A 13,163-nucleotide genomic window follows, 5' to 3' on the forward strand; every position below is an offset into this window, starting at 1 on the left:
CCCGGCATCACGAGGAGTCCCATGCGTTCTGGACCGGTGCGTACCTTCGTCGGTACCGCCTTCGGCAACCGGCTGTCGCAGGCCTACCTCGGCTCGGCCGCATTCCTGCTGCTGATAGGCGCCGGTGACGGGGGCGATCACATGGCGGGGCTGTTCGCCCTGATGCTGGCCGCCCCCACCGGGGCCCTGCTGCTCTCGCTGGTCAATGCGCTGGGGGCGTGGGCTCAGACCGACGCGAGCATATGGGGCATCCTGGCGTTCTCGTACGTCTTCCAGGCCTGGCTGCTGGGCCTGGTCGTGCGGGCCGTCCGCCGGGGGGCATCCCGTACCGGCCTTTGACCGCTACGGCGCGGACGGCATCCCCACAGGTCACGGGCTCGGGGATGCGACCTGTTCGATCATCGGGAACCCTTGCCGTGGGGGACGGACGAAAAGGAGACCGTCGTGTCGATGATGGACAAGCTCAAGCAGATGCTGCGCGGCCACGAGAGCCATGCCGAACAGGGCATCGACAGGGCCGGCGACTACGTCGACGGCAGGACCCAGAACAAGTACAGCAACCAGGTCGACACCGCCCAGGACAAGCTCAAGGAGCAGTTGCGCCGCGACCGGGGAAACCCGCCCCCGCCCCAGGCCTGACTCCCCCGTGCGCGACACCAGCCGGTGCCGGCCGTCACTGCGCCGGCCCGGTCTGGTCTCGTGCGCGCCGGGCTGACCACGCTGACCACCGCGCGGGTCGGGCCCGGCGCCCTTGACGCCGGGCTGCGTGCGAAGCGGCACCCGCGGGGCGACGTCCGCGCGGTGCAGAGGCTGTCCGCCGGCTGGAGGATGCCGCGGCGCACGGTCACGCGGTCGCGGTGAAGCGGTGGCTCGGTCGACCGCGGAGCCTGCCGGACGGCAGCCTGCGGCCGTGGGCGAGCAGGAGGAGGTCCTGGGCCGCGCCTCGGACGGGGGATCCGGAACCGTAGGACCAGTCCAGGTCCTCGGCGCGCAGCTGTACGCCGTCGACGTCGACGCCGAAGAACCGAAGTCCGCCGGGCCGGACGCCCGCGAGCAGCACGCGCAACCGGTCCTCGGGGACGCGCCGGTCGAGGCCGAGGGCGACCGTGATGTCCAGTCCGTGGACGACATCGTGGCCGAGGGCGGCCGCGAGCCCGCCGACCGGCGGTGTCCACGGATGATGTGCGCCGTCTCGTAGGAACGCGGCGAGCTCGGCCGGGGCATGGGCGGCCGCGTCCCTGCGTGCGACCCGGTCGGTCATGCGGTGCAGGTTCCCGCGGGCCCTTGCCAGCTGCCCCAGGGTCGCGGGCAGGGAGAGCCGGAACCCCGTCGACATGTGGGCCGCGACGTGACGGACCCTCCAGCCCGCGCAGAGGCTGGGCTCGTCCCACTGGTCCTCCCGCAGGCCGTCGAGCAGATCGGCCAACTCCTGCCGCTCCGCCGCGATCATGGCCTTGAGCGCGGCCTTCCGCCCTGTATGAGAAGTCGTGTTCGCCATGCGGTCCAGCCTGACGCCGCCGGATCCATACCTCCAATAGATTGATGTGCTGCGTTCTAGAATCACTGGTTATGGAACTCCGCCAGCTGCGCTATCTCGTCGCCGTCGTCGACGAGGGCGGTTTCACCCGGGCCGCCGCCCGGCTGCATCTGGCACAGCCCGGACTCAGCGCACAGATACGCCAGTTGGAGAAGGAACTCGGACAGCCCCTGCTCGACCGGTCCGGCCGGTCGGTGACGCCGACCGAGGTGGGCCGGGCCGTGCTGCCGTACGCGCGGGCCGCGCTGGCCGCCGCGGATGCTGTACGGCAGACCGTGGACGAGCACACCGGGCTGCTGCGCGGCAAGGTCACGCTCGGGCTGGTCTCCGGCGCCACCGGTCACGCCTTCGACGTGGCCGCGTTCCTCGCCGAATTCCACGCTTCCCATCCCGCCCTGGAGATCGCACTGACCGAGGACACCTCGGAGCGGATGCAGGCCGCGCTCCTCGCCGGGGAGATCGACATCGCCCTCCTGGGACCCACGTCGGAGGAGCCTGCGCCGGGCCTCTCCTCCCGCACGGTGATCGACACTCCGCTCGGTGCCGCCGTCGCGCCCGGGGACCCGCTGCTCGATCCGGTCGGCCGCACCACGGTCACCCTGGCCGAGCTGCGCGACCGCCCGCTGATCTGCCTGCCGCGCGGAACGGGCGTACGGGCCGCACTCGAACGGGCCTGCGCCCGCGCGGGGTTCCGGCCCCGGGTCGCCTTCGAGGCGGCGTCGCCGCAGGTCCTCGCGCAGCTCGCCGCCCGCGGTCTGGGCGTCGCCGTACTGCCGCTCGGGGAGGAGGGGGCCGAGGCGGGTGGTGGACTGCACGCCCTGCGCCTCGCGGGCACGGGCCTGCGTGCCCGTATCGTCCTCGCCTGGCCGGCCACCGGGCCCACCAGCCCTGCGGCCCGGGCCCTGCTGGACCGCCTGGACGGCGCGCTGCCCGACCCCTGACGGCAGCGGCGCGGGATCACCGGGCCGGCCATGCGGTCGCCCCGGTGCCCAGGCCGATCACGGCACGGGGCCGCATCGGCTCGTCACCGCGGCGGGAGAGCAGCACGACCTCGTCGACCCGTGCCGGCATGCTGCCCAGGCGGGCCGCACACTCCGCGATCAGGCTCCGCGGGTCGCGGGTGCGCCCGAGCGAGAGGTGAGGCGTGAACGACGGGAACCGGCCGCGGCATGCCGGGAACGGCTCCGCCAGGCTCTCCTGGAGCGCCGTCCACGGGGCGAGGCCGGCAGCGGCGGGGTCCAGCCATACGGTGGCGCAGGCACGGTGCCGGAACGCGCGCACCCCGCTGAGCCTGATGTCGAAGGGCCGGATGCCGGTCGCCGCGGCGGCCAACAGCGGGGCTGCCCGGTCGAAATCGGCTTCCGGGACGAAGCCGAAGACCAGGTTCACGTGCGGGGGCCAGCGGCCGACCTGGGGGTCGTGCTCGGACCGGATGCTCTGGATCGCAGGCCACAGCCCGTCCGGAGGAAGCCACACGACGGCGGTCCGGGGGGTGGGGGCCACCGTGAGGAAGCCCGGGACGCCTCGTGCACCGCCGGAGGCCGGGGACACGTTCACAGGACCATGATGCCCCGGCACCGTACCGGGGCCGGGGCTGCCGCCGTCGCCCTCAGCCGGTGAAGGCCCCGTGGCGGCCGGCTCCTGCCGCGAAACGGTCGGCGCCCGCCTGGGTCTCACCCGCGGTGAGCGGAACCAGGCCGTGTCGGTACTCGGCGGCCAGCGCCTCGCGCTCGCCCAGTCCGTGCTGTTCCCGTACGGAGAGCCGGTCGTGCCGCAGGCACAGCTGCGGGAACCCGGCGATCGTGTGCGCGAGGCGTTCCGCCGCGCGGCGGGCATCGCCGGGCGGTACCAGGCGGTTGACCAGTCCGATCGCGTGCGCCTCGGCGGCGGTCACGGGACGGCCGGTGAGGATGAGGTCCATGGCGCGGCTCTCGCCGATCAGGCGGGGCAGCCGCACCGTACCGCCGTCGATCAGGGGCACGCCCCAGCGGCGGCAGAACACACCGAGGGTCGCGTCCTCCTCGGCCACCCGCAGATCACACCACAGGGCCAGTTCGAGGCCGCCGGCCACCGCGTGACCGCTGATCGCGGCGATCACCGGCTTGGTCAGGTCCATCCGCGTGGGCCCCATGGGACCGTCACCCTCGGCCCGCACCCGGTTGCCGCGACCGGTCCCCACGGCCTTGAGGTCCGCGCCGGCGCAGAAGGTACCGCCCTCGCCCCACAGCACGGCCACGGACGCGTCGTCGTCCGCTTCGAACGCGCGGAAGGCGTCGGCGAGCCGTGCCGCCGTCGGGCCGTCGACCGCGTTGCGGACGCCCGGGCGGCAGAGGATCACCGTCGTGACGGGCCCGTCCCGTTCGATCCGGACGGAGGCCGGTTCCGCGGGCGGGGCGGCGGGCGTCGTACCTGACGGTTCGGAGGTCGTGGCCACGGCGGATCTCCACGGGTCGAGTGGTGTGTGCGGATACGCGGAAGGTGCGGAGGACCACTCTGGAGCAGTCACGGCCGGAGCACGAGAGGGGGCCGCGCCACAGGACCGCCGCCGGCCCGTACAACCACGTTCGGACCAGGCCGAACCGGGGTATACGCCCTGTCGCGATCCCACGGACGAGACCTGGGCGGTGAGAGCCGAGATGTCCCAGTGCAAGATCCCCGACTACCGCACCGGCCACCGCGGCCGCCACTGGACGCATGCCCTGCGCAGTGCCCAGCGGGCCGGGGCCGTGATCGTCACGGACGACACCCGTGAGCCGGTCACCTACGCCCACGACGGCACCGGGCCGGGCCGTTTCCGGCCGTGGATCACGGTCGCCGGAGACCGCTACGACAGCCACGACGTCCACCCCGAGTGGTAGCCCGTCGGGATCGTCCGGCCGACGGCCGGGGCCTTCCCGCGGCCGCCCGGTGTGCTCGCGGGATCAGGTGCGCGGCGGGCCGGCCGTGCAGGAGGGGCACAGCCCGCGGTAGACGACCTCGACCGCGGACACCGTGAAGCCGAAACGCTCCTGCGCGGGGAGGCCGGCCAGCGGATCACCGGTCGGGTGGACGTCGCGGATGAGTCCACAGCCGGAGCACACCAGGTGCTGGTGCGGGCGGTGCGCGTTGGGGTCGTAGCGTTTCGCCCGTCCGTGCGCGGAGAGCTCGGCGACCTCACCCAGGGCGACCAGCTCGCCCAGCGTGTTGTAGACGCTGGCCCGGGAGATCTCCGGCAGGCGTCCGGCCGCGCGGGCGTGCACCTCGTCGGCGGTCAGGTGCACGTGCTCGCCGTCGAGGACCTCCGCGACGACGCGCCGCTGGGACGTCATGCGCCAGCCGCGCCCCCGCAGCCGCTCCAGCAGGTCACTCATTCGGCTCACCAGTTCAGGATCGGCGGGACACAAGGACTTCGGCGGGCTCTGCCACGGGCCCGAAAAGCGAGCTACAGATTACCCGGCGGGAAATGGCCGCCGGGGCATTCATACCGGCGAAGCGATAACGATGATCATACGATCTCCCCTTTTCTCGTCCTTCCGTCCGGGGGGCGGGGATCGGGAATGCCGGTTGGGCGGGCGCGCCCTGCGTGTTCTCTCAGCCGCGCGGTCCGCGGTGCGCGACCATACGGACGCTGTCAAGAGCGAGCAGTCAGCCGATGGAAGCACCGAGACAGGAAGAAGGACGGACGTGTCCGGCAGCGAAAGCGAGAACCCCGCAATCCCCTCCCCGACGCCCGAGCCCACTCGTCCCAGGACGAACCGGGACTGGTGGCCGAATCAGCTGGACCTTCAGGTTCTCCACCAGAACCCGCCCCAGGCCAATCCGATGGGCGAGGACTTCAACTACGCGGAAGAGTTCGCGAGCCTGGACGTCGACGCGCTGAAGCGGGACGTCTTCGAGGTGATGACCACGTCGCAGGACTGGTGGCCTGCCGACTACGGCCACTACGGGCCGCTCTTCATCCGCATGAGCTGGCACGCCGCGGGTACCTACCGCATCGCCGACGGCCGCGGCGGCGGCGGTTCCGGCGCGCAGCGCTTCGCCCCCCTCAACAGCTGGCCGGACAACGCGAGTCTGGACAAGGCGCGACGTCTGCTCTGGCCGGTCAAGCAGAAGTACGGCCGGAAGATCTCCTGGGCCGACCTGCTGGTGTTCGCAGGCAACTGCGCAATGGAGTCGATGGGGTTCAAGACTTTCGGATTCGGCTTCGGGCGGGAGGACATCTGGGAACCCGAGGAAGTCTTCTGGGGGCCCGAGGACACATGGCTCGGAGACGAGCGCTACAGCGGTGATCGGGAACTCACCGGTCCTTTCGGCGCCGTGCAGATGGGGCTGATCTACGTCAATCCCGAGGGCCCCAACGGAAATCCGGACCCGATCGCCGCCGCCAGGGACATTCGCGAGACGTTCGCGCGCATGGCGATGAACGACGAGGAGACGGTCGCGCTCATCGTCGGCGGCCACACCTTCGGCAAGTGCCACGGCGCGGTCGACCCCGAGTACGTCGGTCCGGAACCGGAGGCCAGCCCGCTCGAGCAGCAGGGCCTCGGCTGGCACAACTCCTACGGCAGCGGCAGGGGCGTCGACACGATCACCAGCGGGCTCGAGGGCGCGTGGACGACCGAGCCGACGAAGTGGGACAACGGCTATCTGGACAACCTGTTCGGGTATGACTGGGAGTTGACGACGAGCCCGGCCGGGGCGCAGCAGTGGACCCCCAAGGATCCCGCGGCCCAGGGCACGGTGCCGGACGCGCACGATCCGGCGAAGCGGCACGCCCCGATGATGCTGACGACGGACCTCGCGCTGAAGCTGGATCCCGTCTACGCGCCGATCTCGAAGAGGTTCCACGAGAACCCGGACAAGCTTGCGGAGGCCTTCGCCAAGGCCTGGTACAAGCTGCTGCACCGCGACATGGGGCCCATCTCGCGGTACCTCGGCCCGTGGATCCCCGAACCGCAGCTGTGGCAGGACCCCGTTCCGGCGGTCGACCACGAGCTGGTCTCGGCCGGGGACGTGGCCGCCCTCAAGGGCCGGATCCTCGCCTCCGGGCTGTCCGTGTCCCAACTGGTCGCCACGGCCTGGGCGTCGGCTGCCAGCTTCCGCAACACCGACAAGCGCGGCGGCGCGAACGGCGCCCGGATCCGGCTCGCCCCGCAGAAGGACTGGGAGGTCAACGACCTGCCCGAGGTGGCCCAGGTGGTGCGGGCCCTGGAGGGGATCCAGCGGGACTTCAACGCCTCGCAGGACGGCGGAACCAAGGTTTCGCTGGCCGACCTGATCGTCCTGGGCGGCTGCGCGGCGATCGAGCAGGCCGCGAGGAACGCCGGGTTCGACATCTCCGTCCCGTTCTCGCCCGGACGCACGGACGCCACGCAGGAGCAGACCGACGTGGAGGCGTTCGCCGTGCTCGAGCCGCGGGCCGACGGGTTCCGCAACTACCTCCCGGCGGGCGAGAAGCTGTCGCCGGAGACCCTGCTGCTGGACCGCGCGAGCATGCTGGACCTGACGGCGCCCGAGATGACGGTGCTGATCGGCGGTATGCGGGCCCTGAACACGGGCTTCCGGCAGTCCCGGCACGGCGTGTTCACCGACCGGCCGGAGACCCTGACGAACGACTTCTTCGTCAACCTGCTGGACATGGGCACGCAGTGGAAGGCGTCGGCGACCGACGAGAACGTCTTCGAGGGACGGGCCGGTGGCGAGGGCGAGCCCCGGTGGACCGCGACCGCCGTGGACCTCGTCTTCGGTTCCAACTCCCAGCTCCGGGCCATCTCGGAGGTCTACGCGTCCAAGGACGCGCGGGAGAAGTTCGTCCGCGACTTCGTGGCGGCCTGGGACAAGGTGATGAACCTCGACCGGTTCGACCTCGTCTGACGCGGACGTCCCGGCCGGCCGCTCGTGGCGGCCTGCCGGGACGCCGGGTGGTGTCTCGGAGGGAGTGTCAGAGGGCGCTCTTCGAGGCGGTGAAGACGACGCACTCCTTGTACTCGCTGCCGTCGCCCTTGCCGGTGTACGGCGTGGTGGCCTCGGCCTGCTGGGACGCGCCGGCCTTGACCTTGAGGCTGTTCACCCTGGCCGTGGCGGGGACCGCGCTCGAGCCGGCGGTCGGGTTGAACTTCATGGTGACGTTGTAGGTGTAGTCCACCGAACCGCTGTTGGTGACGGTCAGGCGGGCGACCAGGTTCTTGCCGGTGCCGTCGAGCTTGCAGCTGTCGATCTTGATGTCGCGCTCGGCCTTGTCCCGGCTGGTACCGCCGGTGGTGCTGGTGCCACCGGTGCTGGTGCTCGTACCGCTGGTACCGCTGGTGCTGTCGCTCCCGCCGGTGCCGCTGCTGCTGCCGCCGGAGCTGCTGGAGCTCGAGCCGGAGCTGCTTCCGCCGCAGCTGGCGCCGTTGGAGCCCCGGGCGCCGGTGAGTGCGACGACGGCGATGCCGAAGACGGCTATTGCACGGACATGACGAAACTTCACGTTCTACCCCGTTGGAATGTCAGGAATCGAAAACCGCCCGCCTTGACGGGCACACGTCACCCTAACAGCGGATTCGGACAACCCGATTCCGCCACGCCCGCTCTCCGGCGACGGGGTGCGCTCAGCCCGGATCGACGACCAGGTCGGCGCGGTGCCGGGTCCGGGCGACGAGGCGGGCGTTCACCTCGTCGGAGCGGGCCACCCATTCGCGCGCGCGGGCCGGCTCCCTGCCGTGGCGCACGTGCCGTTCGACCAGCCGCCGCACCCGCGTGTCCTCGTCCGGAGCGCAGTACCATGCCTCGTCCAGCAGCGGCCGCACTGCGGCCCATTCCCCCGCGCCGTGCAGCAGGTAGTTCCCCTCGGTGATCACCAGCGGTACGTCCGGGGGAACGGGGATGCTGCCCGCGATCGGCTCCTCGAGGGAGCGGTCGAAGGCGGGCGCGTAGACCGTGGCACCGCCGGATCGGGATGCGCGCAGCCGGGCCAGCAGGGACACGTATCCGGCCGCGTCGAAGGTGTCCGGTGCACCCTTGCGGTCGGCCCGCCCCAGCCGGTTCAACTCGGCCCGGGCCAGGTGGAACCCGTCCATCGGGACCACGACGGCCGTCCGCGGGCCGAGCGCTTCGACCAGCCGGGCGGCCAGGGTGGACTTTCCCGCGCCCGGCGGCCCGGCCACGCCGAGGATCCGCCGACCGCCCCGGTCGGCCAGCCCGGCCGCCCTCTCCACCAGTTCCGTGGTCGTCTGCACGTGCGTATCGTGCCCGAGGATCACGTACCGCGGGGGCGGGCCGGGCCGGCCGGGGGTCAGCAGCGGGGGCAGGCGTCGCGGATCACGCGCCAGGTGAAGGTGACCGAGGCCGGGGCGCCCGTGGCGTCCCTGGCGGTGACGGTGACGGTACGGGTTCCGCTGCCGCGCAGGACGCCCGAGATCAGCCCGGTCGAGGAGTTGATGGAAGCGCCGAGGGGCAGGTAGCCGGCCGACCAGGTGTACGGCTTGACGCCGCCGGTGGCCGTCATCTGAAGGTGGGCGCTGTCCCACTGGAGGCTGACCTGGTTGCCGGGGTGGGCCACGACGGGGGCGGCCGCCATGCCGTGGACCGCCGGCGCGCCAGGGGCCTGCGGTGCGGCAGAAACCTGCGGTGCGGCGAGGGCCGGGCCGGCCGCCGCGGCCAGGAGGGCCCCTAGGCCGGCGGCGAGAACCGTCAGTCTGCGCGGGGTGCGTAAGTGTGTGCTCAACAGGACCTCCGAACTCGTCGGGTGGCGCGGCGGCTCCGGTACGAGTCCCGGAGCGCTGCCAACACCCGTACCGGGTATGTGCGTTCGAGGTGCGATGGGGCGTCGGAATCATAGGCGGCCCCGGCCGCCGGGTCGATGGCGCCGCACCGGGGGTTTCACACGGCCGCGGAGGCCGGCTTCCAGCCCCATGCGGTGAGCATGCCGGGTGACAGTCCGGTGCACCCGGGTGAATCCAGGTAGGCCACGGCTTCGTCGAGCTCTCGGTCGTCGACGAGGCCGGTGCCCGTCATCGCGCCGCGGGCCCGCTCCCAGGTGTCGGCCCAGAACCTGCTGATCGCACTCCCCGGCAGGAGGGGCGGCACATGGATCTCGGCCGCGACGGTTTCCAGCCCCGCCTCCCGCAACAGCTCCGGATGGCGGGGCACGTGCGAGACGTCCGTGCCGATGCTGTCGCGCAGCCCCTGCCACATGGCCCGCATGGCGCGGGTGTACGGCGTGCGGGGCGCGGTGGCCGTGGTGAGGTCGACCGCGTCGCTGATGACGAGCACACCACCGGGGGCCAGGAGCCGGCTCAGCCTGGCGACCATGCGCTGCGGGGAGCGCAGGTGCATGAGCACGAATCGCGCGTGGACCAGCCGGAAGGGCCCCGGCGCAAAGTCTTCGGCGGTGACGTCGGCCTGGAGCACGGTCAGTCCGGTCACGGGGTGGGCGGCCAGGAACCGTACGTCGCGGTCCACGGCGAGGACCTCGGCGACTCCCGCTTCGGCCAGCAGGCGGCGGGCCACGGTGCCGGTTCCCGCTCCCACCTCCAGGCAGGTCCAGCCGGGGCCCGCCCCCAGCGCGCGGAGCCGGGCCATCGTGGTGTCGTCGTACGCCAGGGCTCCGAGGTCGATGCGGTCGCCCTCGCCGCCCTGGTCGGGCCGGAAGACCTGCTCGCCGTAGCGCCCCTCGCCGGGGGAGCCGGCGCCCTGCGGTGACAGCCCGTTGTCAGCCATGGGGTCATTGTCCCCTCGATCGGCCGTGCGCGCGTGGCACCGGCGGGCCTCGCCGTCATGGTCCGCCGGCCCGGGCCGACAGCGACGTGCGCCAGGCGGGGGGTTCGGCGGCGGGCTCCGGCGCGGCCCGCCGGCCGCCCGTGGCGAAGAAGGCCGACAGCGGGAGCGTGGCCGCGCCGACCGTGACCGCGTCAGGGCCCAGCGCGCCGAGGCCCACCGTGACCCGTCCGGCCGGGTGGCGCAGGGAGTAGCGGGTCGCGTGCTCCCGGACCGAGGGCAGGAGGTACGGGCCGAGCATCAGCCCCGCCCAGCCGCCGATCAGGATCCGCTCCGGCTGGAACAGGTTGACCAGGTCCGACAGGCCGGCGCCCAGGTACTCCGCCGTCTCCTCCAAGAGCTCCGCGGCGACCGGGTCCGCCGCCCGCGCCGCCGCGAGGAGCTCCGAGAGGGCCTCCTCGTCGTCCACCTCCCCCGGCCGCGCGGGGCCGCCGCGCTCCGCCCAGCGGGCGAGCAGCGACTCGGCGCCCGTATAGGCCTCCAGGCAGCCCAGCGCGCCGCAGCGGCAGCGCCTGCCCCGTACGGAGACGGTCAGGTGGCCCCATTCCAGGGGGATGCCCCCGGTCGCGCCGCCGTCCGGTGAGCCGTCGGTGATCAGGCTCGCGCCGACGCCCGAGCCGAAGAGCACGACGACCGCGTCCTTGGCCCCGCGCCCGGCGCCGAACCACATCTCCGCCTGGCCGAGTGTCCGCGCGCCGTTGTCGATGAGGTACGGGACTTCCTCGGGCAGCACGCCGGTGGCGCGCAGCAGCCGCTCCAGCGGGACCGCGTCCCAGCCGATGGTCTGGCCGTGCACCACGGATCCGCCCGGTGCGCCGTGGTCCACGATGCCCGGTACGCCGACCCCCACGCCCAGCAGCCGGTCGGCACCGATCCCGGCGTCGGCCAGGACGGTGGCGATGCCGGCCGCGACGTGGTCGACGACGGGGCCGACGTCGTAGCAGCCCCGGGGCAGCAACGGCAGCTCGGTGCGGGCGAGTTCGGTCAGGGCGAGGTCGAAGAGCTCGACGCGGACCCGGGTCTCGCCGACGTCGACGCCGATCATGTGTGCGCTGCCGGGGCGGACGCGCAGCAGGGTGCGGGGGCGGCCGCCGTCCGAGTCCACGACGCCGGCCTCCTCCAGCAGCCCGTCCGCGACGAGTTCGCCGACGACGTTGCTGACGGATCCGGAGCTCAGCCCCGTCGCGGGCCCGAGTTCCTGGCGGCTCATCGGGCCCCCGAAGTACAGGCGCTGGAGCACCGCGCTGCGGTTGCCGCGCCGCAGGTCCCGTACCGTGCGTCCGCCCCGAGCTGTCGTCATCCGACTCCTTCCGCCGTCAAGCCAGCGTGAATCCGCTCGCAACATACCCTTGCGCGCCCCCTTGACGCGACCCTTCCACGCAGCTTAACTCACGTCCTAAATTAAGGCCTGCACCAAAACGGCCGGTCCACCACAGCAGGCTTCCGCACGGCCGCCGGCGGCCGGGAACCCCGCCTCGCGGCGCCGCCCGCCGACGCCGATCGACCCGCCCACCGGCCTTCCTCCCGCCCCGCCGAAAGGGACCGAGCCGTCATGCGCAGATCCACAACAGCCACCGCCGCAGCCGTCGCCGTCGCCGCCCTGCTCGCCACCGCCACCGGGTGCGGCGGCGGAACCACCGACGGGGCGGGCTCGAACTCCGCCCCCGGCGAGCTCACGTACTGGGCCTCCAACCAGGGGGCCGACATCGCTGCCGACCGGGCCGCCCTGGGCCCGGAGCTGAAGAAGTTCGAGGAGCGGACCGGCATCAAGGTCAAGCTCGAGGTCATCCCCTGGCCCGACCTGCTGGGCCGGATCCTCGCCGCGACCGCATCCGGCCAGGGCCCCGACGTCCTGAACATCGGCAACACCTGGTCCGCCTCGCTCCAGGCCACCGGTGCGCTGCTGCCATGGAACACGGAGAACTTCGAGGCCATCGGGGGCCGGGACCGCTTCGTGGCGTCGGCCATCGACTCGGCCGGGGCTGCCGGCCAGGACCCGGCCGCCGTCCCCCTCTACTCCATGGCCTACGCCCTCTACTACAACAAGAAGATGTTCCGGGAGGCGGGTATCGAGAAGCCGCCCGCCACCTGGGACGAGCTCGTCGAGACCGGCCGGAGGATCAGCGGCGACGGCAGCTCCGGCAAGTGGGCGCTCGGCGCGGAGGGCGCCAACCTCGCCAACAACATCCACCAGGTCTTCGTCCTGTCCCGGCAGCACGGCGGGTCCTTCTTCGACGCCGCCGGCAAGCCCACCTTCGACACCCCCGCCAACGTCGCCGCCGTCAAGCAGTACGTCGACTGGATGGCCGAGGCCCGGATCATGGCGCCGGGCAACGCCGAATACGACAAGAACCAGTCCCTCCAGGACTTCGCGGGCGGCCGGACCGCCATGGTGCTGTGGCAGAGCGCGGCGGGTTCGTTCAAAGCCCACGGCATGAAGGAGGGCGACTGGGGCACAGCCCCCGTCCCGGTCCCGGCCGGTGCCGCCCCGGGCCCGGGCACGGGCGTCAACTCCATGGTCGCCGGCATCAACATGGCCGTCTTCAAGAACAGCGACAACCTCGAGGGCGCACTGAAGTTCGTGGGGTTCATGACGAGCGACGAGGAGCAGAGGATCCTCAACAGGACCTACGGGTCCATCCCTCCCGTCAAGGCGGCGCAGAACGATCCCGCCTTCGCGGACCAGGACCTCGCCGTGCTGCGCGACACCCTGGCGACCAGTGCGGCCCCGCTCCCCCAGGTGCCCGAGGAGTCGCAGTTCGAGACGACCGTCGGCACGGCCGTCAAGGAGCTCTTCGCCGACGCCGCGGCGGGCCGGCCGGTGACCGCCGAGTCGGTCAGGGCCAAGCTCGCCAAGGCGCAGCAGCAGATGGCGAACTGAGCCGCCGGC

Annotated in this window: 15 protein-coding genes; 6 read left to right on the top strand and 9 right to left on the bottom strand. The window is 72.5% G+C overall.

Features of this window, described 5'->3' with window-relative positions; translation table 11 throughout:
• The first annotated feature begins 21 nt into the window (after positions 1-21).
• Both ACZ6JS_RS30610 and ACZ6JS_RS30615 read left to right on the top strand, forming a co-directional pair.
• Complete coding sequence (locus ACZ6JS_RS30610) at positions 22-339, top strand: SCO4225 family membrane protein (protein ID WP_469302754.1); 318 nt, start codon at positions 22-24, stop codon at positions 337-339.
• Between the two features lie 105 nt (positions 340-444).
• A complete protein-coding gene (locus ACZ6JS_RS30615; RefSeq protein ID WP_469302755.1) occupies positions 445-639 on the top strand; it encodes an antitoxin in 195 nt (64 codons plus the stop codon).
• 205 nt (positions 640-844) lie between these two features.
• Here the strand turns inward: ACZ6JS_RS30615 and ACZ6JS_RS30620 are convergent, their stop codons facing one another.
• A complete protein-coding gene (locus ACZ6JS_RS30620; RefSeq protein WP_469302757.1) occupies positions 845-1,498 on the bottom strand; it encodes a maleylpyruvate isomerase family mycothiol-dependent enzyme in 654 nt (217 codons plus the stop codon).
• A gap of 71 nt (positions 1,499-1,569) precedes the next feature.
• On the opposite strand from ACZ6JS_RS30620, the gene ACZ6JS_RS30625 reads away from it, so the two are divergent.
• Positions 1,570-2,478, top strand: coding sequence for a LysR family transcriptional regulator (locus ACZ6JS_RS30625; RefSeq protein WP_469302758.1), 909 nt, complete (start codon positions 1,570-1,572; stop codon positions 2,476-2,478).
• A 16-nt stretch (positions 2,479-2,494) separates the two neighbouring features.
• Here the strand turns inward: ACZ6JS_RS30625 and ACZ6JS_RS30630 are convergent, their stop codons facing one another.
• Positions 2,495-3,094, bottom strand: a complete 600-nt coding sequence (locus ACZ6JS_RS30630; RefSeq protein ID WP_469302760.1) for a 2'-5' RNA ligase family protein — start codon at positions 3,092-3,094, stop codon at positions 2,495-2,497.
• Between the two features lie 52 nt (positions 3,095-3,146).
• Positions 3,147-3,902 (bottom strand): crotonase/enoyl-CoA hydratase family protein, encoded by a 756-nt coding sequence (locus ACZ6JS_RS30635; protein WP_469302939.1) that lies wholly within the window; start codon positions 3,900-3,902, stop codon positions 3,147-3,149.
• 271 nt (positions 3,903-4,173) lie between these two features.
• On the opposite strand from ACZ6JS_RS30635, the gene ACZ6JS_RS30640 reads away from it, so the two are divergent.
• Positions 4,174-4,395 (top strand): hypothetical protein, encoded by a 222-nt coding sequence (locus ACZ6JS_RS30640; protein WP_030842774.1) that lies wholly within the window; start codon positions 4,174-4,176, stop codon positions 4,393-4,395.
• 63 nt (positions 4,396-4,458) lie between these two features.
• Here ACZ6JS_RS30640 and ACZ6JS_RS30645 read toward each other — a convergent pair whose 3' ends face one another.
• Complete coding sequence (locus ACZ6JS_RS30645) at positions 4,459-4,887, bottom strand: Fur family transcriptional regulator (protein ID WP_469302940.1); 429 nt, start codon at positions 4,885-4,887, stop codon at positions 4,459-4,461.
• Positions 4,888-5,200: 313 nt separating this feature from the next.
• On the opposite strand from ACZ6JS_RS30645, the gene katG reads away from it, so the two are divergent.
• Positions 5,201-7,390, top strand: a complete 2,190-nt coding sequence (gene katG / locus ACZ6JS_RS30650) for a catalase/peroxidase HPI (protein ID WP_469302762.1) — start codon at positions 5,201-5,203, stop codon at positions 7,388-7,390.
• A gap of 67 nt (positions 7,391-7,457) precedes the next feature.
• Here katG and ACZ6JS_RS30655 read toward each other — a convergent pair whose 3' ends face one another.
• From ACZ6JS_RS30655 to ACZ6JS_RS30675, 5 genes are all read right to left on the bottom strand, one after another.
• Positions 7,458-7,985, bottom strand: a complete 528-nt coding sequence (locus tag ACZ6JS_RS30655) for a hypothetical protein (protein WP_469302763.1) — start codon at positions 7,983-7,985, stop codon at positions 7,458-7,460.
• A gap of 121 nt (positions 7,986-8,106) precedes the next feature.
• The gene (locus tag ACZ6JS_RS30660; protein ID WP_469302764.1) at positions 8,107-8,733 is read right to left on the bottom strand and encodes a nucleoside/nucleotide kinase family protein; all 627 of its coding nucleotides are present in this window, start codon (positions 8,731-8,733) and stop codon (positions 8,107-8,109) included.
• Positions 8,734-8,789: 56 nt separating this feature from the next.
• Positions 8,790-9,221 carry an Ig domain-containing protein gene (locus ACZ6JS_RS30665; RefSeq protein WP_469302765.1) on the bottom strand — a complete coding sequence of 144 codons (432 nt, stop codon included), beginning with the start codon at positions 9,219-9,221 and terminating at the stop codon, positions 8,790-8,792.
• 155 nt (positions 9,222-9,376) lie between these two features.
• Positions 9,377-10,216, bottom strand: a complete 840-nt coding sequence (locus ACZ6JS_RS30670; RefSeq protein WP_469302767.1) for a class I SAM-dependent methyltransferase — start codon at positions 10,214-10,216, stop codon at positions 9,377-9,379.
• Positions 10,217-10,271: 55 nt separating this feature from the next.
• Positions 10,272-11,573 (bottom strand): ROK family transcriptional regulator, encoded by a 1,302-nt coding sequence (locus ACZ6JS_RS30675; protein WP_469302768.1) that lies wholly within the window; start codon positions 11,571-11,573, stop codon positions 10,272-10,274.
• A gap of 252 nt (positions 11,574-11,825) precedes the next feature.
• On the opposite strand from ACZ6JS_RS30675, the gene ACZ6JS_RS30680 reads away from it, so the two are divergent.
• Entirely contained in the window at positions 11,826-13,154 is a 1,329-nt protein-coding gene (locus ACZ6JS_RS30680; RefSeq protein ID WP_469302770.1) for an ABC transporter substrate-binding protein, read from the top strand.
• Positions 13,155-13,163: the final 9 nt, after the last annotated feature.

The sequence above is a fragment of the Streptomyces sp. NPDC046349 genome (assembly GCF_055587885.1).

Coding starts and splice junctions, on each gene's coding strand:
- ACZ6JS_RS30610 (WP_469302754.1), top strand. CDS start 22: ATGCGTTCTGGACCGGTGCGTACCTTCGTCGGTACCGCCTTCGGCAAC.
- ACZ6JS_RS30620 (WP_469302757.1), bottom strand. CDS start 1,498: ATGGCGAACACGACTTCTCATACAGGGCGGAAGGCCGCGCTCAAGGCC.
- ACZ6JS_RS30625 (WP_469302758.1), top strand. CDS start 1,570: ATGGAACTCCGCCAGCTGCGCTATCTCGTCGCCGTCGTCGACGAGGGC.
- ACZ6JS_RS30640 (WP_030842774.1), top strand. CDS start 4,174: ATGTCCCAGTGCAAGATCCCCGACTACCGCACCGGCCACCGCGGCCGC.
- ACZ6JS_RS30645 (WP_469302940.1), bottom strand. CDS start 4,887: ATGAGTGACCTGCTGGAGCGGCTGCGGGGGCGCGGCTGGCGCATGACG.
- ACZ6JS_RS30670 (WP_469302767.1), bottom strand. CDS start 10,216: ATGGCTGACAACGGGCTGTCACCGCAGGGCGCCGGCTCCCCCGGCGAG.
- ACZ6JS_RS30675 (WP_469302768.1), bottom strand. CDS start 11,573: ATGACGACAGCTCGGGGCGGACGCACGGTACGGGACCTGCGGCGCGGC.
- ACZ6JS_RS30680 (WP_469302770.1), top strand. CDS start 11,826: ATGCGCAGATCCACAACAGCCACCGCCGCAGCCGTCGCCGTCGCCGCC.